The organism is Moraxella porci DSM 25326, from assembly GCF_002014855.1.
Taxonomy (GTDB): domain Bacteria; phylum Pseudomonadota; class Gammaproteobacteria; order Pseudomonadales; family Moraxellaceae; genus Moraxella; species Moraxella porci.
This window is the reverse complement of sequence record NZ_MUYV01000007.1, coordinates 61,195-86,474: the sequence shown is the minus strand read 5'-3', so window position 1 is coordinate 86,474 and position 25,280 is coordinate 61,195. Positions and strand designations below refer to the sequence as shown.

Below are 25,280 nucleotides of genomic sequence, written 5' to 3'. Positions count from 1 at the left end.
TGCCATGATGGTTTCCTCGTATTAAGTGCATGATTAAAATTCAAGCACAGGATGGTTAATGATTTAAGTGCAATACCGCCGTGTTATTAACCAGCAGGTATTGCAGTTTACTCACCAAAAACGATCGATTACTCGTCATCGTCTTTGGCTGTGAATTTCTTGATGATCTCGTCAGCAACATTCTTCGGAGTTTCTTGATACTTCAAAAATTCCATTGAGTAGGTTGCACGACCTTGAGACATAGAACGCATTTGAGTCGCGTAGCCGAACATCTCAGCTAGTGGTACTTCAGCGCGGATAGACTTAGTGCCGCCAGGCAGGTCATCCATACCTTGAACCATACCACGACGACGGTTCAAGTCACCCATGATGTCGCCCATGTAGTCTTCAGGAGTTTCTACTTCAACTTTCATGATCGGCTCTAGTAGCGCTGGGCTTGCTTGTACGAAGCCTTTTTTGAACGCCATCGAACCTGCCATCTTAAATGACAATTCGTCAGAGTCAACATCGTGGTATGAACCATCGTACAGAGTCGCTTTAACGCCAACAACTGGATAACCTGCGATAACGCCATTTTTCATGCGCTCTTGGATACCTTTATCAACCGCTGCATGGTATTCTTTTGGAACCACACCACCGACGATCTCTTCAGCAAATTCGTATTCAACTTCGCTGGCTGGATCTAGCGGCTCTAGGCGTAGCCATACATGACCGAACTTACCACGGCCACCAGTTTGGCGAACGAATTTACCTTCAACCTCAACAGTTTGACGGATTGTTTCACGGTATGCAACCTGAGGCGCACCGATGTTCGCTTCAACATTGAATTCACGCTTCATACGGTCAACGATGATGTCAAGATGCAGCTCACCCATACCTGAGATGATGGTTTGGCCTGACTCTTCATCAGTACGAACGCGGAATGATGGGTCTTCTTTTGCTAGACGACCCAAAGCGATCGACATTTTTTCTTGGTCAGCTTTGGTTTTTGGTTCAACAGCTAGTGAGATGACCGGCTCTGGGAATTCCATACGCTCTAGAGTGATGATGTGATCGTTATCACACAGAGTATCACCAGTGGTTACATCTTTCATACCAACTAGGGCAGCGATGTCACCTGCGCGGATTTCTTCCACTTCTTTTTGTTCGTTTGCGTGCATCTGTACGATACGGCCGATACGCTCACGCTTCATCTTAACAGGGTTATAAACGCTGTCGCCTTGTTTAACAACACCAGAGTACACACGAACGAATGTTAGGTTACCCACATATTTGTCGTTCATGATTTTGAACGCCAATGCAGAGAACGGTGCTTCGTCAGACGCTTCACGAGAACCTTCAGTCTCATCTTTGTCGTCAAGGATACCTTTGATCGCCTCAACATCATCTGGTGCTGGTAGGAACTCGATCACAGCGTCAAGCATACGCTGAACGCCTTTGTTCTTGAACGCAGAACCACAAAGCATTGGCTGGATTTCGCTTGCCAAAGTACGGATGCGCAGACCTTCAACGATCTCTTCTTTGGTCAGATCGCCATTTTCAAGGTACTTATCCATCAACTCTTCAGATGCTTCAGCAGCCGCTTCAACCATGTTGGTGCGCCACTCTTCAGCAGTGTCTTGAAGATCAGCAGGGATATCGCCGTACTCAAACTTCATGCCTTGTGATGGCTCATCCCAGATGATTGATTTCATTTCGATCAAATCAACAACACCGGTGAAGCTGTCTTCTGCACCCACTGGAATAACGATAGGCACTGGGTTGCCGCCTAGGCGAGTTTTCATTTGCTCAACCACGCGGAAGAAGTTAGCACCAGTACGGTCCATTTTATTCACGAACGCTAGACGAGGTACTTTATATTTGTTAGCCTGACGCCATACAGTTTCAGACTGTGGCTGCACACCACCAACCGCACAGTAAACCATGCACGCACCGTCAAGTACACGCATAGAACGCTCAACCTCTACAGTGAAGTCAACGTGGCCTGGGGTGTCGATGACATTAATGCGGTGTTCTTTGAACTGATTGCCCATGCCTGACCAAAATGCGGTGGTCGCAGCAGAAGTAATGGTAATACCACGCTCTTGCTCTTGTTCCATCCAGTCCATGGTAGCAGCACCATCGTGTACTTCACCAATTTTGTGTGATACACCTGTGTAGAACAAAATACGCTCAGAGGTAGTAGTCTTACCAGCGTCAATGTGTGCCGAGATACCGATGTTGCGGTAGCGGCTAATAGGAGTTGTACGAGCCATAATTTTTCCTAGAAAAATTCTGTTTAATTTGGTAAATCTGCCAGCCAAACAATGCTCGGTCTGGCAGATTTTTGAGTTTTGTTTGGGAAATTACCCAAAAACAATCGCAGGCTTTTGCTGACAAGCAGCCAAAACCAATTAGAAGCGATAGTGTGAGAACGCTTTGTTCGCGTCCGCCATACGGTGAACATCATCACGCTTCTTGATGGCTGCGCCTTTGCCTTCTGATGCATCATTTAGCTCGCCAGCTAGGCGTAGAGCCATTGATTTTTCAGAACGCTTCGCTGCAGCGTCTGCCAACCAACGCATTGCTAGGGCGGTACGACGGGATGGGCGTACTTCCATAGGTACTTGGTAGGTAGCACCACCAACACGACGAGCTTTAACTTCGACGGTTGGGCGAACATTTTCTAGCACTTCTTCAAAGAAAGCCACAGGATCTTGGATGTCTTTTTTGGCTGCAACTGCATCTAGTGCGCCATAAACGATCTTTTCTGCGACTGATTTTTTGCCATCAACCATCACATGGTTAATGAATTTAGCGATTGTTTGGCTGCCGAATTTTGGATCTGGTAGGATTTCACGGGCAGCAACGACACGACGTCTTGGCATAATAGTTTCCTTGTTTCTTCAGGATTGTCTGGTATAAAGCTAGGTTTAACCAGCCTTACTGCATGAGCGGGTTTGACACACCAAACCCCAATTCATGCAAATGATGTCTTAGGCTTATGCCTTAGGACGCTTAGCGCCGTACTTAGAACGGCCTTGCTTACGATCTTTTACGCCTGCACAATCAAGTGCACCACGCACGGTGTGATAACGCACACCTGGCAAGTCTTTAACACGACCGCCACGGATTAGAACAACGCTGTGCTCTTGAAGGTTGTGGCCTTCACCGCCGATGTAGCTAGAAACTTCATAGCCTGAAGTTAGACGCACACGGCACACTTTACGCATTGCTGAGTTTGGTTTTTTTGGTGTGGTGGTGTAAACACGAGTACACACGCCACGACGCTGTGGGCACGCTTGCAACGCAGGAACTTTTGATTTTTCCTTGATGGTTGTGCGACCCTTGCGGATTAGCTGGTTTGTAGTTGCCATAGGGCAATTCTCTCCCGTTGTTGTTAAAAATTCGCCATTGACAAACCGCCGACCTAAGCCAGCGATTTCAACCAATAACGCAAATCCCCTTTTAGGGGCAATATATTATAGGGCTAAATCAAGAAAACTTCAAGCCGCCCTATAAAATAAGTTGTAATTTGAGCAATTTATTCAATAAAAATCTTTCAATGCGACAAAATGGCAGTTGTCTTCCGCCATTTTGTCGTTGCTCGATCAAATCTGTGCTTAGGCATCTTCTGTCTGAGCATCAGTATCGTCATTATGCTCAGCAGTCAGCAGATTTTCCTCAGTCAAAGTATCTGAGAAAGTCGCCATCGCGGTACCGATCACTTCATCAATCAGCTCATTGTTGTAATGCGCGCCCACAGCCACCGCAGAGATTGGCAGCAGTTTGTGCAGCCATTTAGGATTTAGTTTATCCAGATCAATGAATTTATCCAGATCAACAAACTGTTTGGCATACGGCTGGCTTTCACGATAGCGCGCTGACAGACTGTCTAGCTGCGCTTTGACGCCCGTGCTTTGAGCGTTGGCCAACATGGTGCTGCCCAGCGCCAATGCAGTCAAAATGACTTGCTTTTCTTGTAATTTCTCCAAATTGGCACCTGATAGCACGCCGTAGGCTTTTTTGACGCCTTCTTTGCCCGTCAATGGCTTATCATAAATCGCTGCCACTTGATACACGGTGCGCAATGACACCATCAAAAGCCACGCCATGTCAGCCACCACGCCTTTTAGGCCAGCCAGTCCTGCCACACCGCCTAGAGTAGCCAGCGCACGGTTTTGGTTGGCGATGTCATGGGCGAAGGCATCGCGTTCAGCGCCATTCATCGTCTGTAGCAGATCGTAGCGTGAGTCTTTTTTCAGATCATTGATCGCCCAGCTGCTCGACCATTCGGCCACTTTGTTGTAGATAGCATCACCGATGGCGTCAAACTTGCTTTGAGGGACGACTTTGCCCACTAGGTTTTGAGCTGCCATCGCTTTGGCACCAAACATTTGACCTGCAAAAAAGCTGCTTTGGGCATGGAATGCATCTTGTTCAAAGTCATCTTTTTCGATGTCCACCGCCTGATAGCGCTTATCTCGGCTTTGACTTGCGCCATACATGCCTGACAGATAAGCACCCAACTTACCCAATGTGGCGCCCAGACCCTTTTCATCATGAGTGGCCTCATAGGCCGCACCAGCTTCTTTGGCTGCTTGTAGCGATTCTTGGGCGGTCAGCTGAAGTGATTGGGCTTCATCTTTGATGACCTGAGTGGCCAGACCAACCTGATCGCCGATTTCATTGACGGTGTCTGTCGCGCCGTATTTTTCGCCCAGTTGCTGGACTTTTTCGTCCAATACCTGTTTGCTTTGCTCGATGAATTGACCAAGCTTATCTTTGGCGGTGTCTTTGGCCGCTTCGATCTTATCATAAGCAGCCGCCGAACCTGTCAAAGCGGCACTTTGTGCATCAGTGATGGCTTGATCAGCTTTCTGTTCGGTGCTGTGCTTTAGCGACTCACCACCAGATTTGAGCGCATCGACTTTTTGGGTCACTTGCGATTTGATCACCTCGCTCTTTTCGCTGGCGGCTTGTTTTAGGTCATCGATCTTATCATAAGCAGTTTGCTTAAGCGTTTCGGCAGCGCGTTTGGCTTCATCGATTTTTTGCTTGGCGGCATCGACGACGCTATTTGCTTGCTCGCCTGCTTGGTGCAGCTTGTCTTCAGCCTGTGCTTTTAGCTCATCGACTTTTTGGGCAGCTTCTTGCTTTAGCGTCTCGGCTTGCTGTTTTAGGGCATCGACTTGCTCACTGGCCTGCTGCTTGGCTGTATCGATCGCATCGGCTGCTTGCTCTTTGATTTCATCCACCTTATCGCCAGCCAGCTTTTGGGCGTCTTCGACTTGTTCGATGGCTTGATCTTTCAGCGCTTGCGCCTGCTCGATGGCTTCATCTGCTTTTTCGCTGACCGCTTGTTTAAGCTCTTGGGTTTTGTCTTGTGCGCTTTGAGTGATGTCTTCGGCAGCTTGTTGGACTTTTTCAGAGGCTGTGCCACCTGCCTGCTTGATGTCGTCGATGGCTTGATCGACTTTGCCATCCGCTTTATCATCGTCGTTTTTAGCTTTGTCATCGTTGCTGGTTTTATCATCGGCTGATTTGTCTGCCTCGGTATCTTTTTGTTTCTCATCGGCTTTATCAGCATCTTTGTTATCAGCTTGATCGGCATCATCACTGGTATTGCTGTCACGAATGATCACCACATCATACACTGCTTTGTTATCAATATCCACTTCAGCGACGATCTCCACATCATCGTGCTCGGCGACTTGCTCTGCTAGGGCTTGGATTTGCTCATCATGTGCTTGCTGAGCAGTGTTGGTTTTTGCGTTTTTTTTGTTCGATTTAGGCATAGGTCTCTCCATCATTATTTAAATTTAAAGAATCAAATATCCATCAAATCAGGCTTATCGTTCGCTGGTTTGTCATGGCGACATCCTTTGCAAATCCTGACAACTGAACTAAGACTAACATAAAAAACCCATCACGCCTAGTAAAAATATGCAAGATAAATGTTATTAAATGTTCATCTATACACAAATTACTGTCACAATGATGCTGTTTTGATAATATTGGCAATTTTTGATGCGTTTTTTGGCTGATTTTTACCTATTTTTATGAAAATTTATGAAAATTGATGGAAAAAATTCCCCTAAATTTTGGAATAATTTGTTACAATAGCCGCATTACAACTGTAAACTTATTTAGGAATTTGCTCATGAAACGAGTTGTCATCACAGGTGCAGGCATTGTCTCATGCTTGGGTAATGATCTGACCACTGTCAAACAAGCGCTGATGGATGGAAAATCAGGTCTATCATTCAATCAAAGCTATGCCGATCATGGCTTCAAATCACAAGTCGCTGGCAGTATCGACGCTGATAGCCTAGATACCACAGGTATCGACCGCAAGCTCAAACGCTTTATGAGCGATGCCAGTCTGTACGCCTATGTCGCAGCCCTAGCCGCCATCAAAGATGCAGGGTTGACTGTCGAAGATGTCGCTGATAATCCACGAGTCGCTGTCGTGGCTGCATCAGGCGGTGCATCGACTGCTGATGTCGTCGCTGCTGTCGATGCCATGCGTGAAAAGGGTCTGCGTGGTGTGGGTGCGATGGCCGTGCCAAAGGTGATGGCAAGCTCAGTCTCTGCCACACTGGCTACAGGCCTAAAAATCAAAGGTACTTCGTACTCACTCTCATCAGCTTGTGCCACTTCTAGCCACTGCGTCGGTCATGCGATGGAGCTGATTCAGCTTGGTAAAGCCGATATGGTCATCGCAGGTGGTGGTGAAGGCGAGCACTGGACACAGTCGTGTATGTTTGATGCGATGGGTGCGATGAGTACACAGTATAACGACACACCGACCACGGCCAGTCGCCCGTATGACAAAGACCGTGATGGCTTTGTGATTGCTGGTGGTGGCGGTATGGTCATCGTCGAAAGCCTAGAATCTGCCCAAGCGCGTGGTGCTACCATCCTAGCCGAAATCACAGGCTACGGTGCGACATCAGACGGTGCTGAGATGGTTGCCCCTAGTGGTGAAGGTGCGGTACGCTGTATGCAAATCGCCCTAGCCCAAGCAGGTCTAGATAAGGTTGATTATGTCAATAGTCACGGCACGAGCACACCACTTGGAGACATCACTGAGCTAAACGCCATCGCCGCTGCCTTTGGCGGTATCAATAACACGCCTGCCATCAGCTCAACCAAATCAATGACCGGTCATAGCCTAGGCGCGGTCGGTGTCCAAGAGCTGATTTATTGCCTACTGATGATGAATCATGACTTTATCGCACCAACCATCAACATCACCAACCTAGATGATGGTGCCAAAGACTTTGACATCGTCACCACCACACGCCACACTGCCGTAAACAGTGCCATGAGCAACAGCTTTGGCTTTGGTGGTACAAATGCCGCCCTAGTCCTACAAAAATACTTGGGCTAATCGGCACTCTCTACCAACTACCCCATCTTTTGATGGGGTTTTGTTTTTTGTATAATGTGTGGTGTACTTAAAAATAATCTTATGGTTTATCAAATAATCCTTATGATAAAATACTTGCCAATGGCGACCGTGCAGATTATCAAGGAAATATTGTTGGCAAAACAGGATTGCTTTTTGAAAAGGTAAATATATGAATTCCAAAAACCATTTTTACGATTATCAAAAACTTTTACGAATTAGAAATAGGTATATAATAATAAATCTTTTTATTTTAATGGTTTTGGGATTAATTGATTCTATTTTTGAGACAAAATTGATTTTTTATATGTCATTTATGGCATTTTGCGGCTTCTTTTATATTTCAACAATTGTATTTATCAACAAATATAACATCTGTCCTTATTGCAAAGGGCCATTTTTCTGGTTTGGAGAAAAGCAGGATGCTGCAAATCCATTAACTATTTTTGGTAACAAATGCACCAATTGCGGTTATCCTAGAAAAAACTGATTACGGTAGCGGCAGGGTGCGTTGCACCCACCTACTGGACTTGATTTTGGAGAAAAAGAAATGAATATATTATTAAAATATAAAAATGATATTTATTTTTTTCTATATTTTTTTATATTGGTAAATATAATTTATTTTTGGGATGTTATTTCATCTTCCAACATGGACATAAGTTATATTTATCAAGAAATAATAAAGTTATATTTTCCAAAAAAGACAATTTTTATTTTAGTGACACCTATCATCCCATATATATTATCAATGGTTCTTAAGTTCATATTATTTAAAAATAAAAAATATGAACTTAAGATGATAATTATTATTATATTATTCTATATATTTGTTTATTATTTTGATTTATTTCTGTTTTTTATTTTTTACGCTTCAAAACTTTAAGTGGCTGTACTAGCAGTAGGGTGCATACAACGCACCTTGAAAAAGCAATTCAAAACAAAGGTACTTGGTTCGCAGCTTACTGGGCTTGCATTTAAGATTTGAGAAAAAGATGAAACAATCATGCCTGTCTCACTATCATTCATTAATGCAAATAAGGCTAAGAGTATTTTTTTTACATGCCACTTGCATTACTTGTATTGGCTGTATTCCTGATTAAAATGGGTTTGCATAGTGTAATTGTTACAACATTGGTAGTCGGATGTATATATTTTTCAATATTTTATTTTTTAAGCAAGAATATCTGTCCGTGGTGCAAAGGAAGTTTTTTTAGCTTTGGTCAGTTAGGTGATAAAACCCTTAGGGGTGTACTTTTTGCAAAAAAATGTCAGCATTGTGGCAGACCTAATTCGGATGATTTTTAGGTTAATGGTGCGTTGCATGCACCCTGCTGGGCTTATTATAGGCGGATAAAAATGAATCAAATCATTATTGATGGTAATACTGTCAAGACTGAACAGGATTTTCATAAGACTTTGGCGATACAGTGTGGTGTGACAGAGTTTTATGGGCATAATCTTGATGCTCTTTGGGATTTGTTGTCTTGGGGAGTGGAAAGACCTGTTTGTATTGTTTGGAATAATTCTGAAAAATCAAAAAATAGCATGGGGGTAAGTTTTTATGGGATTATTAATGTATTGCAACGAACCAAAGAACAAGATGAAGGTTTTGGATGGGCGGAACGTTTTGATTATATATTAAAATAAACACTAATTATTATATTAAATTAGCTCATGGATTAGTTTGCAAAATCATAGCGATGAAATGCACACCACCCCATAGGGTTTTGTTTTTTGCCAAAGTGCTTTACAATAAAGCTTTCAACCAATAACACCTGATGATACCATGCACCCGTTGCCACTTTATAAAGCCATCACTCTAAGCCTGCTATGCACCGCCCTATTCACCGCCTGCACACCAAAAGCCGAGCAACCCGAGCAGTCCAATGACACCATCGAGTCCGCCACCAGTCTGACACAGGATGTCAGCACCGAAGTCTTGGATGATGCAGCTACTGCAGGCCCAAAAGCACCTGCCAATCGCACACCAGCCGCCACCAAGATTGAACACAGCGCTGATGGTCAACTCACCACCATCGCCATCGACTACGGTAATGCCAAAGTCGGTGAATACAGTGCGCCTGCTCGTGGATTCATTATTGCGCCTGCACAGTCGGACGCACCTGTACCACTGATTATTCTAAGTCATCTGCGTGCACCCAACTGTGCTGATCTAGAATCACGCTATCCTTGTGCCAATGGCGTCGATGAGCTACGCTATGATGAAGGGATGCGATATGCAGGCGAACATCTTGCCAAGCTTGGTTTTGCGGTGGTGATTCCTGATTTGGCACCAGCATTTATCGGACTGGATCTCAAAGAACCTTATGATCAGACGCTGTTTTGGCAAGATATCATCAGCCGATTTGTCAGCAGTATCGAACGCAGTAATGCGCATGATGAGAAGCTTGGTTTTGGTATTGCGCCTGTGGATTTGACCAATATTGGCTTGTTTGTCCATTCTCGTTCGGCACAGATGACCGACACTGCCGTGCGACTGTTTGGCAAGCATCTCAAGAGCGTACTGGCTTATGCACCATCGTATGAGACCTTTGAGCTGGCTGATATCTCGCCTGCACCGATGGATATTCCTTATCTTGCCATCGTCGGTAGCCGTGATACCGATGTCGGCGCATCTGCCAATCTGTGGCTGTCACACTATGCCACCACACCGAGAAACACGGTGGCAAGCACGGTGGAGTTGCCGCATTTTGGTCATATGTCCATCAACCGCACCGCCGCCAAAGCAGGCATTGATGACCGTCGTGGCTGTGATATGATCGCTTGCCCTGACGATCAGACGCATGAAGCGATGCTACTGTCCGTCATGAGTGATTGGTTTGGTGCAAGCTTACAAGGCAAAACCAGTCCACTACCTAGCACCCCACACGCACCACTACCTGAGCAAGTCGCCACTCACAGTGCAAGATGGCTCGCCCTAACTCCAAAAGCCATCGGCTATGTCGATGCCAAGACACTCAGCGAGACTGCACTGGATAAATCCGCAGGCGTCCAATACTGTGCTTATTCAGACCCGATGAACCCTGCCGCTGCCATCATGCCCGCCTGTCCTGAGCCTGAGATGGGCGTGGTGCAGACACTCACCCCAGTCGCGTATATCGAGCGAAGCACCAAAGCTACCGCCAATATCAAAGGTGCAACCGCCCTTGCACTACACATCGCCCCTGTAGGCAGCCATGCAGATGGCAAAGGCACAAATGTTGATATCGCTTTATTACTGGATAATGGTGAAACTATCAGCCTAACTATCCCTGCCACACATCCTGCCTTGATGAATCGAGCCAGCGAGCATGACAGTGGTAGCTATCGACTTGGTACCGCACATCTGCCCCTACCCCCTACGGCTCACAACCGCACCATCACCGCAGTGACCATCACCACTGACCGCCCTGTCGTGGTACGCAGTGTGGATTTTTGGTGAAAACTCATTCAAAACCTACAAACAAAACCTGCAAACAGATGAGCATTTGGCACGCCATTGATTGTTGCAGGGTTTTGTTTTTGGGGAATTTGCTATACAATTGGTCTTTTTTATTCGCTGATCGTCATGACCCACTTTATCCCAAGTAGCCTTCGCCCTGATGAGCTGACTGCACGCATCGCTCATCATTATCCTATGTGGCAGGTGTGTTTTTTGAATAATCATCACGCACCTGTGATTGGGATTTTGCCAAAAAACAGCTGGCAGATGACGCCATGCGACGGACAAATGACGCTGACCACGGCGACTCGTCGCGCGCTTGATGACTATCAATATGAGCAGATGCCAAGCAGTTATACACAGCTGATGCAGATACTTGGTGAATATACGCTCCCTTTTCAATCAAAGACAACTCATGCCGACACAAACCATGCGACACCATCTTATCAGCATGGACTGATGGGCTTTGTCGGCTATGACATCGCCGCTCATGCACTCAATCCTAACATCAAGATTGATCATGCTCAGCCTGCGTGTTATTTTGGGCATTATGATTTGATTTTGAGTCCGTGTGCAGATGGTTATGAGTTGATTTGTCATGACGGACAGTTTGATATCACCCTGCTGATCTCGATGATTGAGCAGCTCAACTTGGTCAAATCACTCGCCAAACACGCCTTGTGCCTACAACCCATCTGGTCAAAAGCCGACTATGCACACGCCTTTGAGCAAGCCCAAGCTTATCTGCTGGCTGGTGATGGCTATCAGATCAATCTCACCCAAGCTTGGCATACCACGCAAACAGCCCATCTATCAGCACATCTACCATCTTTGATGCAACAGACCCAAGCGCCATTTGCTGGTTACTTACAGCTTACCGATTTTGAATTATTATCCGTATCGCCCGAGCTGTTTTTTACCTTTTATCAACAAGATCATCAGCTTCATATCATCACCAAGCCCATCAAAGGTACTCGCCCCCGTTCAGCGGACAAAGCACTCGATGACGAGTACAAACAAGCGCTTGCCCAGAGCAGTAAAGACATCAGCGAAAATCTAATGATTGTCGATTTGCTCCGCAACGACTTGGGTAAATATGCCACGATCGGCAGTGTCAAAACGCCCATTCGCTTCGCCATCGAAAGCTTTAGCAATGTACATCACATGGTCAGCACCATCACCGCTACGCTCAAAGATGATAGCTACCCTATCGCTGTGCTGTTTGGCTCATTGCCGGCAGGCTCTATCACTGGCGCACCCAAAAAGCGTGCCTGCGAGATGATTGATGAGCTTGAAGCGCGCCCGCGTGGTGCGTACTGTGGCAGTATGGGTTATTTGAATTTTGATGGGACGGGGCAGTTTAATGTGCTGATTCGCACCATCCAAGCCAATGCCAATGGCATCAGTGTCTGGGCAGGTGGCGGTATCACCATCCGTTCACAAGTCAATGATGAATATCAAGAATGCATGGATAAAGTTGGGATGATTTTAAAGACTTTGGCGGATGGGTGATGGGTGGTGTTTTGACATCAATCAATCCAATTATAAATCATAATTCTTTTCCTTGGCTAATCTTAGCCATTCGGACACATGGTCTGATTGTGCTTTTGGTAGTTTTGGTATGGCGATTTGTAGTAAGTCATACACTTTTTGTTTGTCTTCAGGCATCCCCATAAAGTCATCAAAATCAAACAGTGACATTGTGCGAAATAAGCTTGTACCCCTAAATGGCGGTGTAAAAAAAGCTTCAGCAATCACCAAATCCGCTATGGCTCTAGCATGAGTTGCACAATACACAGTATCGCCAAAGTTTGGCAATCCCATTTTGTTATATACCAGTTCATTGGCATGGAATACGCCCAAATCCCCTAGATAAGGCGTTGTATCAAGCTGACAGCCCTTGCCAACCACTTGATACAAGCCAACACAAGCATTAGGACGATACCAAGCATCATAGCTATGCCAATCACCAGTTTGGTTTTGCGAATCAATTATATTCAAGGCTCGTTTGCCGCTGATATACAATGATGGCGAAAATTGGAATTTGGATAATTCTTCGTAAAGCATAAACCCTGCTGGTTTTTATTTGTTTTTTAGATTATATCAAAAAAAATCACTTGGTGCATTTTGCCATTTTCGATGACATCACTACAAAAAAGCCCCATCACCCGATGGAGCTTTTGCCATTCAATCAGCTTGAATCTGTCAAATCACACCGCTTTGGTGCGTTCAATCAACCACGCCTTAGCATCGCCTGAAACACGGTCGATCAGCTCATCATGGACACGCTGATGGTAGCTGTTCAGCCATGCTTTTTCCTCGGTGGTCAATAGCTCTGGCAAAATCAGACGCGTATCAAACGGGCACAAGGTCAAATCATCAAACTTCAAGAAAGTCCCAAACTCAGTCTCATGTGCTGGCACGTGTACGACGCAGTTTTCTAGGCGGATGCCCCATTTGCCTTCACGATACAGTCCTGGCTCATTGGTCGTGATCATGCCACGCTTCAGTACACGCTCGGCGGTGGCTGGTGCGTGTACTGAGATGACTTGTGGACCTTCGTGGACATTCATAAAGTAGCCCACACCATGACCTGTGCCATGGCCATAATCCAAGCCTTGTTGCCATAGATGGATACGAGCCAGCACATCAATCTGACCTGATGGCAGTCCTTCTGGGAAGTGTGCATTGGCAAGTCCAATGTGTGCTTTGAGCACATAAGTCACATCACGCTTTTCGTCATCGCTGACGGTGCCACAGCTTGCCATACGCGTGATGTCGGTGGTGCCGTTATAATACTGCGCCCCTGAGTCAATCAGTAGCAGGCCATCACCTTCAATGGTAGCAAAATTATCTTCAGTGGCTGAATAATGGACAATCGCCCCGTTACCCTTATAACCTGCAATCGTGCCAAAGCTTGGTGAAATATGATGCGGCTGACGGCTGCGAGCTTCGTTGAGCATACGATCGACATCCAGCTCAGTCAATTTCTCACCCTTAGCAAGCTTTGCTTCAAACTCTGAGAAAAACTCGCACAAAGCCGCACCATCTTGACGCATCGCTTCACGGATATGCTCAATATCTGCATCTGATTTGATGGCTTTTAGCAAGGTGCTTGGATTCATCGCACGCACGATGGCAGTATCAGCAGGCAGTTTTGAGAGTGTGCCGACCGAGACACGAGCAGGATCAATCAGTAGCGTACCACGCACATCCGCCACCGCATCGATGATGTCGCCATAATCCGCCGTATTGATGCCTGCAGCGGCAAGATTTACTTTGATGGTGTCATCAAGCTTGTTTTGATCGACAAACAATGTCGCGGCCGTATCTGTAATCAGTAGATGCGACAAAAAGACTGGGTTAAACACCACATCACTGCCACGCAGATTCACCAGCCATGCGATGTCATCTAGACTACTGATCAGATGGGCGTTAGCACCTTTTTCACTCATGGCACTACGGACTTTGGCAAGCTTGTCCGCTGCTGTCGTATCGACAAACTCGGCAGGATGCTCATAGATGGCATCTGTTGGCAAGCTTGGGCGATCCGACCAAATCTTGGCAAGCAAATCAAGGGTCGTCACAAGCTCAATGCCTTTATCACCAAAAGCAGCTTTTAGCGTGTCTGATTCATTGACCGATAAGACATTGCCATCGATGGCGACTTTGGCACCGCTTGGCAGATGCTCAGCCAAAAATGTCGAGAAAGTCGGGCGACCGATTTGCATTTTTTGTAGTTCGATACCCGTACCTTCAAGCTGCATCGGTGCTTGCACCCAGTAGCGGTTATCTGTCCACACACCAGCAAAATCAACGGTAATCACCAGCGTACCCACCGAGCCTGTAAAGCCTGACAACCACGAACGACCCTGCCAATACACTGGCAAATACTCCGACATATGTGGATCAGCAGATGGGATAATCAGTGCATCCACGCCATGTTCTGCCATCAATGCACGAGCGTTCTGTAGGCGTTCACGACGCACTTGAACCGAATCAGTCATAATTCTATCCTAAATCATGTGAAAAACCGTGGGCAATACCCACCCAAGTCCTAAGCATTTTATCACAAGCCTGATATGTTTTAAATCATGGGCTCTTGATAAGCTTATCACAAAAGCTGATTAATCCAACAAAAAACCCTTGTGGAAACAAGGGCTTTATGTAGCGATATCCGCCTTGATTATTTGCTTTGGGTTGCTTCTGCTTCTGCAGTCGCTTCAGCTGGCTGAGCCTCTGTCGCTTCAGGCGCGGCTTGTGCAGTCGCTTCAGCGGTGGCGGTCGCAGCTGCTGGCTCAGCTGTCGCAGCATCTGCAGACTGTTCGGTGGCAGCTGTTGCATCTGTTGCAGGTGCAGTAGCATCCGCAGGCTGTGCTGTATCTTCCGGTGCTTCAACAGTTGCGGCCTCTGGCGCGGCTTGTTCAGGCGCTGCAACTTCTGCTGCTGGCGCTTCGGCAGGTTGATGCTCACCAGCTGGACGCAACCATGCCGAGATGGCAATACCTGCAATCATCACAAGCAGCAGCACGATACCTACCAGTGCCGTTACCGATTCTTTTAATGGATTATTTTGTGAAGCATCATGTGCCATAAGTCACCTGCCTAAAATGGGTTGGAAATGGATTTTGATCAATAGAAATAAATTTTCTCTATTATATACCAAATTATCGCTTTTTGTACAATTCCTTTTACTATTTATGGAATTATTCATCACATTCAGCGGTCAGCGACACCTTTGGCGGTGTAGTATTTTTCTTTTTTGGCACTGGTATTATTCATACGATTTGCCAAGATGCTTAATAAAATCAACAAGATGCTGATAAACAACACTGGATAATGCCCAAAGATCATAAATGGCGTCTTGCCTGTCATACTCGGCACCTCACCACGCAGGATAGCTCGTTCAAACTGTGGCAGACTTGTGATTATTTGACCTTTGTGATTTATGATGGCTGTCACGCCATTATTGGTCGCTCGCACAAAATACCGCCCTGTCTCAAGACTACGCATCTGCACCATCTGTAGGTGCTGCAACGGACCTGCTGATGTGCCAAACCAAGCATCATTTGACACGGTCAATAAAAAGTCCGTATCGATGGCATTACGGCGTGTGGTATCAGGATACGCCACTTCATAACAAATCGCCACACCCACGCGCTGATCTTTGGCCAAAAGCGGTGCCTGATGTGCATCACCGCGGCTAAGGCTGGCCAAGCCTTGCATACCTTCCAGTCCAGGCAGCACATCAAGCAAGCCGCCCATCGGAATATACTCGCCAAATGGCACCAGCTGCTGCTTATGATAGATGCCGCTCGTGGCCTGATCGGTCAGCAGCACGCTGTTATACAATTGGGTGGCGTCATCTTGGCTATCACGGTACAAAACCCCCGTCATCCAAGCACTGCCAGCCTGCGCCGCCTGTTTGGCGATCGCGTCAATTTGCGCCTGCGCCTCATCTTGGAACATCGGAATGGCAGCCTCAGGCCAGATGACGATATCACGCCCCCATTCTGACTGAGACAGGCCTGCATAAATGCCCAAAGTTTGAATGCCGGCGCCCTCTTGCCATTTTAGATCCTGAGGGATATTACCTTGGATCAAAGATACGCTCGTTGTCTGTCCAGTTGGCTTGGTCCAAGCAAAACCAATCAAAGAAACCACCAGCGTCACCATCCACAAGCTCATGGCGATGGCAAAATACCCTGCTTTTCGGCGCAGCAGCTCAACCAAAGCCGCCGCCAATAACACTGCCAAAAATGACAAGCCAAACACACCTGTCACTGGCGCCATGCCATTCAGCCAGCTGACATCAGTGAATGCATAACCGACAAATAACCACGGAAAACCAGTTAAGAGCCAAGTCTTCGCCCACTCTTGCACCACCCACAGGCCAGCAAAAGCCAGCGGCTGACGCGCAGTAAAGCGCACAAAAACCCAAGCCATCACGGCATGAAATAGCCCCATAATCAGCGCCATCACACCAATGAGTATCACTGCCGCCCATGCAGGCACGCCGCCATAATTATGAATCGAATGATACAGCCAAAACGCCCCGACCACCCAAACACCAAAGCCATAACTCTCACCCAGCCAAAATGCCTGTCGCGGATTTTTGGCGCCAAGCAGCAGGACATACAAAACCATCGGTGAGATGATAGCGATGGGAAATAGATAATAAGGCGCCAATGCCAAACTAAAGATAGCACCAGCAAATAATGCCAACAAACAGGCGATGCCCAGAGGCAAAGTGCGGTGAGTGGTCGCTTTGGCGCGAAAAGAGGTGGCTGCTTTGGTCATCGTATTAATTAATCAATTAAAAAATTAATTATTATAGCAAAATTTTTGGTATTTGGCGAAAAAAACCGCTCACAAACGCAAGCGGTCGGCCAACTCATCAAACACGAGGTGAATATGATGGGTGGTTATCAATGTTAAACGGCCAATGAACCTATCTGCCCTCTTGAACTTCGGCATCTTGGGTGGCAGTTTCAGAGCTTTCATCAATCTCCACCACTTCAGCGATCTCCACCTCTTCTTCAGTCTGAGCAAACGCCTCTGGCACCACCTCTTCGATTTCGCCAGCGTCGTTTTGCACCACCACAGTCGGCTCAGCAGGCTTGGCTGACATCGGTACATCCTGCTCTTCGACTGGATCTGCAGTTGCTTCTTCGGTTTTTTGGGCGCAGGCAGTCAATGCCACCACGCCAGATAACAGCAATACATGCCAAACAGATTTTTTCATTTGTGACTCCGCTGATCTTATTTGTCTTTTGCCAACCAAATCTCAATCAAGCAGATCTGGTAAGCCAAGCCATCCATCGTTTCATTTGCCATCAATGCAGCTGCCATCATGTGATGCCTCTCACGCCTTAAACTTGCGATGGCAGAGATTCACTGAATCTTGGTAAATGAAATTGATTTTCAATAAGCTTAGTATAACACAATTTTGCTGCAAGCAAATAATAATTGGGCGCAATTTAGTGAGGATTTCTTGCCCAATTCACCAAAAAATCGTATCCGTGCAAAAGGGCAGAAAAAACTCATCAGCCCAGCTTTGCACCAAAGATTATACCCAGCTTTTTTGGCTTAAGCGATTTTGCCGTGGCACTGCTTATACTTAAGCCCCGAACCACACGGGCAAGGCGCGTTACGATTGATATTGGCTGGAACGACCAACTCATCGTCAGGCACCATCTCAGTTGGCTCACTCATCACAGGTCCGCCTGCACCCAAGGTCAGCGTCATACGCTGCATCGGGCGAGATGGTGGTGTCTGAAGACTTGGATCTGGCGTTTGACTGCCATCCAGATTCATTTCATTATGCTCAAACATCATCTGCATGCGCTCGGCTTGTAGGCGGCGTTCTTCTTCTAAAGCGGCCAGCTCTTCAGGCGTCGGCACATGCACACGAGCCAAATCCTGTACCAGATCAGATTTGATCGCGCCCATCATCGCTTGGAACAGCTCAAACGACTCACGCTTGTATTCTTGTTCTGGATTTTTTTGGGCATAGCTGCGCAGATGGATGCCTTTGCGCAGCTGATCCATCTGAGTCAGATGCTCTTTCCAGTGGCGATCTAGGCTTTGGAGCATAAAATGACGCTCAAGCGATGCCGCGGTCTCAGCACCCATCTGCTCACGGCGAGCCTCATAGCGTTCGATGGCAGTGTTGATGATTTTTTCGCGCAAGCCTTCTTCGTCAAGGCGACGATCGGCATCCAGCCAGTCATTGATCGGCATATAAAAACGGAACGCTTCTTCGATTTCATCCTCTAAGCCATCAATATTCCACTGATCATCGACCGACCCTGGTGGCACAAACTGACTAATCAGCGCATTATACACCTCATGGTGCATGGCTTTGATGCCCTCTTGTAGATCCATCTCCGCCAGCAGCTCATCACGCTGACCATAGATGACTTTACGCTGTTCGTTGGCGATGTCATCGTATTTTAATAGGCTCTTACGCGCATCGAAGTCACGAGCCTCGACCTTACCTTGCGCGCCCTCAATCGAGCGAGAGACCATCTTATGTTCGATCGCTTCGTCTTCTTTTAGACCCATCGCACGGAACATATTGGTAATGCGATCACCAGCAAAAATACGCATCAAGTCATCTTCAAGCGACAAGAAAAAGCGAGATTGGCCTGGGTCACCTTGACGACCGGCACGACCACGCAGCTGGTTGTCGATACGACGTGATTCGTGACGCTCTGAACCAATGATATGCAGACCACCTGCCGCCAGTACTGCATCATGACGCTGTTGCCATGCCGCTTGGGCAGCTTGGCGCATCTCATCAGTGACACCCTCGACGCCTTCTAGTTCAGCTTGCCAGTTACCGCCCAAGATGATGTCTGTACCACGACCTGCCATGTTGGTCGCGATGGTGACCGCCTTTGGGCGGCCTGCCTGTGCGATGATGTCCGCCTCTCGCTCATGCTGTTTGGCGTTTAGGACTTCGTGCTTAATGCCTGCTTGGTTTAGTAGATATGACAGCTCTTCGGATGCCTCAATAGTGGCGGTACCCACCAGTACAGGCGCGCCTTTGGCGGTGATTTGTTCGATCTCACGGATGATGCCTTGATATTTACCAAGCTTGGTCAAGAAAATCTGATCATCCATGTCGATACGCGCGATCGGACGGTGCGTCGGGATGATGACAACATCAAGGTCATAAGTTGATTTAAGTTCTGCTGCCTCGGTATCTGCCGTACCTGTCATGCCAGACAGCTTATCATACAGACGGAAATAGTTTTGGAAAGTGGTGGTGGCCATCGTTTGGTTTTCGGCTTGGATTTCCACGCCTTCTTTGGCCTCTACCGCTTGATGCAAGCCATCACTCCATCGACGACCTGGCATGGTACGGCCAGTGTTCTCATCGACGATGATGACCTCACCATCTTGGACGATGTAATGGATATTTTTGACAAATAAATGATGCGCACGAATCGCCGCCTGTGCATGAGCCAGCAGTGGCAGACGAGCTGGGCTATACAGGCTCTCATTCTCGCCCAATTCACCCACTTCGATTAAGAATTTCTCTATTTTCTCATAGCCTTTTTCGCTGATTTCGATGGTGCGGTTTTTCTCATCGATCCAAAAGTCGCCTTCTTCGTTATTTTTATTGGCTTCTTCATCTTTTGAACGCACCAAACGCTCTGCGATCTTGTCAATCAAGGCATACAGATGTGCCGAATCTTCGGCTTGACCTGAGATAATCAGCGGCGTACGCGCTTCATCGATCAAAATTGAGTCAATCTCGTCAATGATACAGTAGTTGAGCGGACGCTGTTTCTTTTCAGCTAAGCTAAACACCATATTATCACGCAGATAGTCAAATCCGTATTCGTTATTGGTGCCATAAGTGATGTCAGCACGATACGCAGCGAACTTCTCTTGTGGCATCTGCTGACTATAGACCACGCCCACCGTCAAGCCCAAAAACGTAAACAGCGGACGGTTCAATTCAGCATCACGCCCCGCCAAATAATCGTTTACGGTCACGACGTGTACGCCTTTACCGCTGATGGCATTGAGATAAATCGCCAAAGTTGCCATCAAGGTCTTACCTTCACCGGTTTTCATCTCGGCGATTTTGCCTTCGTGCAGAGTCATACCACCGATCAGCTGCACATCATAGTGACGCATCCCATTGACACGCAGTGACGCTTCACGACACACCGCAAAGGCTTCAGGCAACAGCTTATCCAAGCTCTCACCTGCTTGATGACGCTCTTTAAATTCTTCGGTTTTTTGGCGAAGTTGGTCATCTGACAGTGCTTGAATACTTGGCTCTAATGCGTTGATCTTGGCGACTGCTTTACGCATACGCTTGAGTTCGCGTTCATTTTTGGTGCCAATGACCGCACCGACGATTTTTGCTAACATAGTTTTTTCCGAAAAATGGGCGAACCCATAACAATCATTTTTTGATTTGAGTTATATGGCTTTTGATGGCTTAAAATCAAGCCACAAGCCTTTAAAATCAGTGAATTTAATCAAAATTTTACAAACTGGCAAAGACCTTATCCGCAGCAGCAATGGTCTTATCCAAATCTTCATAAGTGTGTGCTGATGACATAAATGCCGCTTCAAACGCTGATGGGGCAAGATATACACCTTCATCAAGCATTGCATGGAAGAATTTGGCGAATTTTTTAGCATCGCATTTGGTGGCGACATCATTGAAATTCTGCGGCAAGCTGTCGCTAAAGAACACGCCAAACATACCACCCACCGAGCAAGCTTCAAATGCCACGCCATGCTTAGCGGCGGCATCTTTTAGGCCCTTCACCAGATATTCAGTCTTGGCAGTCAGCTCTTCATAAAAGCCGTCTTGGGTCAGTTTATCAAACATCGCTTTGCCTGCACGCATCGCCAGCGGGTTGCCTGACAAGGTGCCTGCTTGATACACACCGCCCAATGGTGCGATACATTCCATGATTTCTCGCTTACCGCCAAATGCGCCCACTGGTAGACCTGCACCGATGATTTTGCCAAATGTCGTCAAATCAGGCGTGATGCCAAAGTGCGACTGTGCGCCGCCCAATGCCACACGAAAACCAGTCATCACTTCATCAAAAATCAACACCACGCCATGCTCGGTACATAGCGTACGCAGAGTTTGGTGAAACTCTTGGCTTGGGATGATCATATTCATATTGCCCGCGATCGGCTCAAGAATCACGCAAGCAAGCTGTTGCCCAAATTTCTCAAAGCACGCTTTTAGTGCATCGATGTCATTATACGGCAGGGTCAAAGTATGCTTGGCAAAGTCTGCAGGCACGCCTTTTGACGTCGGCTCACCGATATCCAGCATCCCAGAGCCTGCCTTGACAAGCAAGCTGTCTGAATGCCCATGATAACAGCCTTCAAACTTAACAATTTTATCACGCCCTGTATAGCCACGCGCCAAACGAATCGCCGACATCGTCGCTTCAGTGCCTGATGACACCATGCGCACAAGCTCAATGCTCGGTACGATGCTTGCGATCAAATCCGCCATCGTCGTCTCTGATGGCGTTGGCGCACCAAATGACAAGCCGTCTTCGGCAGCTTGTTTGACCGCTGTGATGACATCATCATGTGCATGACCCAAAATCATCGGGCCCCATGAGCCGACATAGTCGATATAGGCATGATCTTCGGTGTCGTAGATGTACGCCCCTTTGGCACGCGCAACAAACACAGGCGTACCACCCACGCCAGCAAAAGCACGCACTGGCGAATTGACACCGCCTGCAATGTGGCGTTTGGCTTTTTCAAATAAAATTTGGTCAGCTTGGCTTTGGTGAGTCATAAAATAAGTTCCTTGGTTTGAGATCAGTCAGATCTGCTGCTGTCTGAATGGTTTGGCGGCGATGATTAAGAAATCAGACTGGCGGACATTTCAATCATCAGCGCAAGCACGGCCGTATTAAAAAAGAAAGATAACACGCTGTGAAATGTCCCAACCCGTCTAAGCTTACGACTGGTAAATGAAATATCCGCAGTCTGCCCTGTTGCGCCAATGCCTAAAGAAAAATACACAAAGTCCCAATAATCAGGATTATCCTCATAAGGAAAATCCAGCGGATAAATGCTGTTATTATTCATATCATAATAAGCGTGCGCATAATACAGCGCAAATAACACATGAATAAACAGCCATGACGCCACCAAAGTGATGAAAGTCAGCACCACATGAAATGCCGTCTGCCAACCCACCAATTCTGCGCCGATACTCATCTCACGGACGATGGTGACGATACTGACCACGCTGGTGATCAACACCAACACCAGCATTTTTTCTTTTTTCTCGTACTCTCGATGCGCGCGCTTTTCGATATCTTCGCGCTTAACACTGGCAAACATCCACGCTGTGACCGTCAAGTAGCTGAGCAAAAACACATCCCAAACGATCAAATACGCCGTCGGACGATGCAAGCTTGGCACATAACTGCGAAAATATCTAAGCTCGCCCAATAAAATGGAATAAGTCACGCCAGCCGCTGCCAAAGCAAACAAAAGCTGCCAATTATTTCTAATAAATTTCGTCAAAATAATAATGAATTTTTTCATTAATTCTTCCAACTCATGACAGCGGCTGCCAATGCCATCTTGCCAAGTACTACGCTTTTTTGACCACCGATGATTTCAATTTCATCGCGCCAAAGCCATCGATTTTGCAGTCGATGTCATGATCATCTGGCGCATCATAAATCAGGCGGATCGATTTGACTTTGGTGCCAACTTTGATGGGGGTCGATGAGCCTTTGACTTTCAGATCTTTGATCACCGTGACCGCGTCGCCATCGGCAAGCACATTGCCGACTGCATCTTTGATGACTGGCAGATCATCGCTTGACTCGCCCTCTTTCCATTCGTGGCTACACATGGGGCAAATCAACAAATCACCGTCGGCATAGGTGAATTCTTCGTGGCAGTTTGGGCAGGCTGGCAGGGTCATTTTATCCTCTACGGGCAAATTGCAAATGAAAACTTAACTGCTTATTGTAACCGATTTTTATGCTAATTTCTTGTGTTGATTGGCAATTCATACAAAATTTTAACACTTTTGCCATATTTTGCCTTATAATTTTTTAAAATTACCCCATATCAGTCAAATGACTTGATCATAAAATTCATAATGCATGATTTTGGATGCGATTTTAGATAGATAACTTGGATAATACAATGACAGAATTTAGCAGTTTTATCATGACAGGCGCTGATGCCGAGAAGTTTTTGCAAGGACAAGTGACTGCCGATATGGCAAAACTTGACGATGTATTTTTGCCGAGCGCAATTTGTAATCTTAAAGGTCGTGTGCAGTTTGGGCTATGGCTGCGTCGTCTTGCTGATGGCATACAGATTGTGATCAGCCAAGACATGGCAGAGGATTTTGCCAAGCATGTCAAAAAATTTGGCGCATTTTCCAAGATCACACTATCAGCGCCACAGCCGATCTATCCTGCAATGATTGATGGCATGCCAAGCTTTGACACAAATGACAGCCAAGCTGATGCCGCATGGCAACTGGCCAGCATTGCCCAAGGCAACTATTGGGTGACTAAAGATAACAGCGAAAAATTCCAGCCCCAAGAACTGCGCCTGCATCAGCGCGGCGGCGTGGCCTATGATAAGGGTTGTTATTTGGGTCAAGAAATCATCGCTCGGCTGTATTTCAAGGCAAGTCCGAAAGCCTATCTGCATCGTGTGGCTCATGCTGATGCAGCTTTTTTTGATAGCCAAGCCGAGGCGCTGGGCTTGGCAATCGTGAATGTGAGCAGCACAGATGAGGGCGCACAGGCCTTGGTCATCGCGCGTCCCGATACCATCAGGGCGGCGGCAGCTCACGGCGTGGTTGAGCTGGCACTTCCCGATGCGCTGCAAGCTGATGTCGGTCGAGTATCCAGCCAGCCTTAAATGGCTAAGCAAATGGCTAAGCCAAAAAATACGCATTGGTTCATTGTCAATGCGTATTTTTTAGGGCAAAATCAAGCCCATCGGCTTACTGATCAGCCACCTCTGCCTGCGCCACCAAAGTCAGCTCAAGCAGATGGATAAATCGCCCTTCGACATCGACAATGGTGATTTGCCAATCATCAATCAGCACCGTCTCGCCCTCAAGATGACTTACAAAGCCAAGCGCCTGCATCACAAGACCACCCATGGTATCGACATCGGCATCATCAAAATGACTGCCCAAGACTTCATTACAGTCGCTAATCAGCGTCGATGCCTGCACGAGCCACACGCCTGCTTTGTCAGGATGTGGGACGATGTTATTAATATCGCTATCTTCATCGATGTCATCATGCTCATCGACGATATCACCGACAATCTCCTCAAGCAGATCTTCCATCGTCACCACGCCCGACACCGAGCCGAACTCATCGACGACGACCGCCATATGCACTTGGGCTTTTTGTAGCGAACGCAGCAGGGTATCTGAACGCGCTGTCTCGCTGATGTACAACGGCTTACGCACGATGTCTGAGATACGCAGTGGTGTATCAATGCCCTCGGCTTTGTTTTTTAAAAATGGGATTAAGTCCTTGACCAACAAAATCCCCAACACCGCATTATCATCGTGGCTGTCAAAGACAGGATAGCGAGAATGCTCAGTCTCAAGCACCACCGATAGGATGTCGGATAAATCATCGTCGCTCGCCACAGCGTGTACCTGCGGGCGTGGCGTCATGATTTCACGCACTTGGGTGGCAGGCAAATCCAGTACGCCTTCTAGCATATCGACCGTATCCGGCTCCAAAAACTGGCGTGAATCCTGCACCAGTTTTAATAAATCATCTCGGGTCTCAGGTGCGGTGGATAACCAACGCTTCAGCCCTCGCATTGACCAACTACTCGAATTGTCATCAGACATCTGCGGTATAATTTAACCTCGTGTGATTGAAATTTTCGCTTTTAATTTAGCGTATTGGGGCAGATTAT

Annotated in this window: 20 protein-coding genes; 6 read left to right on the top strand and 14 right to left on the bottom strand. The window is 47.0% G+C overall.

What is annotated here, in order from left to right:
- Positions 1 to 128: 128 nt before the first annotated feature.
- The 4 genes from fusA to B0681_RS06700 form a co-directional block, all read right to left on the bottom strand.
- Complete coding sequence (gene fusA / locus B0681_RS06715) at positions 129 to 2,255, bottom strand: elongation factor G (RefSeq protein ID WP_078317979.1); 2,127 nt, start codon at positions 2,253 to 2,255, stop codon at positions 129 to 131.
- Between the two features lie 138 nt (positions 2,256 to 2,393).
- Positions 2,394 to 2,867: a 30S ribosomal protein S7 gene (gene rpsG / locus B0681_RS06710; protein WP_078317978.1), complete on the bottom strand. Its 474-nt coding sequence runs from the start codon at positions 2,865 to 2,867 to the stop codon at positions 2,394 to 2,396.
- 114 nt (positions 2,868 to 2,981) lie between these two features.
- Positions 2,982 to 3,356, bottom strand: a complete 375-nt coding sequence (gene rpsL, locus B0681_RS06705) for a 30S ribosomal protein S12 (protein WP_003656377.1) — start codon at positions 3,354 to 3,356, stop codon at positions 2,982 to 2,984.
- A 246-nt stretch (positions 3,357 to 3,602) separates the two neighbouring features.
- On the bottom strand, positions 3,603 to 5,777 hold the full coding sequence (locus tag B0681_RS06700; RefSeq protein WP_078317977.1) for an EcsC family protein: 2,175 nt from the start codon (positions 5,775 to 5,777) through the stop codon (positions 3,603 to 3,605).
- A gap of 365 nt (positions 5,778 to 6,142) precedes the next feature.
- On the opposite strand from B0681_RS06700, the gene B0681_RS06695 reads away from it, so the two are divergent.
- From B0681_RS06695 to B0681_RS06670, 5 genes are all read left to right on the top strand, one after another.
- On the top strand, positions 6,143 to 7,375 hold the full coding sequence (locus B0681_RS06695) for a beta-ketoacyl synthase N-terminal-like domain-containing protein (RefSeq protein WP_078317976.1): 1,233 nt from the start codon (positions 6,143 to 6,145) through the stop codon (positions 7,373 to 7,375).
- Positions 7,376 to 7,565: 190 nt separating this feature from the next.
- Positions 7,566 to 7,883: a hypothetical protein gene (locus B0681_RS06690; RefSeq protein ID WP_078317975.1), complete on the top strand. Its 318-nt coding sequence runs from the start codon at positions 7,566 to 7,568 to the stop codon at positions 7,881 to 7,883.
- An 869-nt stretch (positions 7,884 to 8,752) separates the two neighbouring features.
- Positions 8,753 to 9,043: a barstar family protein gene (locus B0681_RS06680; protein WP_078317973.1), complete on the top strand. Its 291-nt coding sequence runs from the start codon at positions 8,753 to 8,755 to the stop codon at positions 9,041 to 9,043.
- A 139-nt stretch (positions 9,044 to 9,182) separates the two neighbouring features.
- Entirely contained in the window at positions 9,183 to 10,838 is a 1,656-nt protein-coding gene (locus B0681_RS06675; protein ID WP_078317972.1) for an alpha/beta hydrolase, read from the top strand.
- Positions 10,839 to 10,964: 126 nt separating this feature from the next.
- On the top strand, positions 10,965 to 12,350 hold the full coding sequence (locus B0681_RS06670; RefSeq protein ID WP_078317989.1) for an anthranilate synthase component I family protein: 1,386 nt from the start codon (positions 10,965 to 10,967) through the stop codon (positions 12,348 to 12,350).
- Between the two features lie 30 nt (positions 12,351 to 12,380).
- Here the strand turns inward: B0681_RS06670 and B0681_RS06665 are convergent, their stop codons facing one another.
- The 9 genes from B0681_RS06665 to B0681_RS06625 all read right to left on the bottom strand — a co-directional run bounded on the left by B0681_RS06665 (position 12,381) and on the right by B0681_RS06625 (position 23,292).
- A complete protein-coding gene (locus tag B0681_RS06665) occupies positions 12,381 to 12,905 on the bottom strand; it encodes a hypothetical protein (RefSeq protein ID WP_078317971.1) in 525 nt (174 codons plus the stop codon).
- Between the two features lie 143 nt (positions 12,906 to 13,048).
- Positions 13,049 to 14,845, bottom strand: a complete 1,797-nt coding sequence (locus B0681_RS06660; RefSeq protein WP_078317970.1) for an aminopeptidase P family protein — start codon at positions 14,843 to 14,845, stop codon at positions 13,049 to 13,051.
- A gap of 179 nt (positions 14,846 to 15,024) precedes the next feature.
- Positions 15,025 to 15,432 carry a hypothetical protein gene (locus B0681_RS06655; protein ID WP_078317969.1) on the bottom strand — a complete coding sequence of 136 codons (408 nt, stop codon included), beginning with the start codon at positions 15,430 to 15,432 and terminating at the stop codon, positions 15,025 to 15,027.
- Between the two features lie 125 nt (positions 15,433 to 15,557).
- A complete protein-coding gene (lnt, locus tag B0681_RS06650) occupies positions 15,558 to 17,138 on the bottom strand; it encodes an apolipoprotein N-acyltransferase (protein WP_078317968.1) in 1,581 nt (526 codons plus the stop codon).
- A 151-nt stretch (positions 17,139 to 17,289) separates the two neighbouring features.
- Positions 17,290 to 17,583 (bottom strand): hypothetical protein, encoded by a 294-nt coding sequence (locus tag B0681_RS06645; RefSeq protein WP_078317967.1) that lies wholly within the window; start codon positions 17,581 to 17,583, stop codon positions 17,290 to 17,292.
- Positions 17,584 to 17,927: 344 nt separating this feature from the next.
- Positions 17,928 to 20,732: a preprotein translocase subunit SecA gene (secA, locus tag B0681_RS06640; protein WP_078317966.1), complete on the bottom strand. Its 2,805-nt coding sequence runs from the start codon at positions 20,730 to 20,732 to the stop codon at positions 17,928 to 17,930.
- A gap of 118 nt (positions 20,733 to 20,850) precedes the next feature.
- Positions 20,851 to 22,143, bottom strand: coding sequence for a glutamate-1-semialdehyde 2,1-aminomutase (gene hemL / locus B0681_RS06635; RefSeq protein ID WP_078317965.1), 1,293 nt, complete (start codon positions 22,141 to 22,143; stop codon positions 20,851 to 20,853).
- A 65-nt stretch (positions 22,144 to 22,208) separates the two neighbouring features.
- Positions 22,209 to 22,904 (bottom strand): DUF1345 domain-containing protein, encoded by a 696-nt coding sequence (locus tag B0681_RS06630; protein ID WP_078317964.1) that lies wholly within the window; start codon positions 22,902 to 22,904, stop codon positions 22,209 to 22,211.
- Positions 22,905 to 22,953: 49 nt separating this feature from the next.
- Positions 22,954 to 23,292, bottom strand: a complete 339-nt coding sequence (locus tag B0681_RS06625; RefSeq protein ID WP_078317963.1) for a zinc ribbon domain-containing protein YjdM — start codon at positions 23,290 to 23,292, stop codon at positions 22,954 to 22,956.
- Between the two features lie 227 nt (positions 23,293 to 23,519).
- On the opposite strand from B0681_RS06625, the gene ygfZ reads away from it, so the two are divergent.
- Positions 23,520 to 24,251, top strand: coding sequence for a CAF17-like 4Fe-4S cluster assembly/insertion protein YgfZ (gene ygfZ / locus B0681_RS06620; RefSeq protein ID WP_078317962.1), 732 nt, complete (start codon positions 23,520 to 23,522; stop codon positions 24,249 to 24,251).
- An 85-nt stretch (positions 24,252 to 24,336) separates the two neighbouring features.
- On the opposite strand, the gene B0681_RS06615 is transcribed toward ygfZ, so the two are convergent.
- Entirely contained in the window at positions 24,337 to 25,212 is an 876-nt protein-coding gene (locus B0681_RS06615; protein ID WP_078317961.1) for an HlyC/CorC family transporter, read from the bottom strand.
- Positions 25,213 to 25,280: the final 68 nt, after the last annotated feature.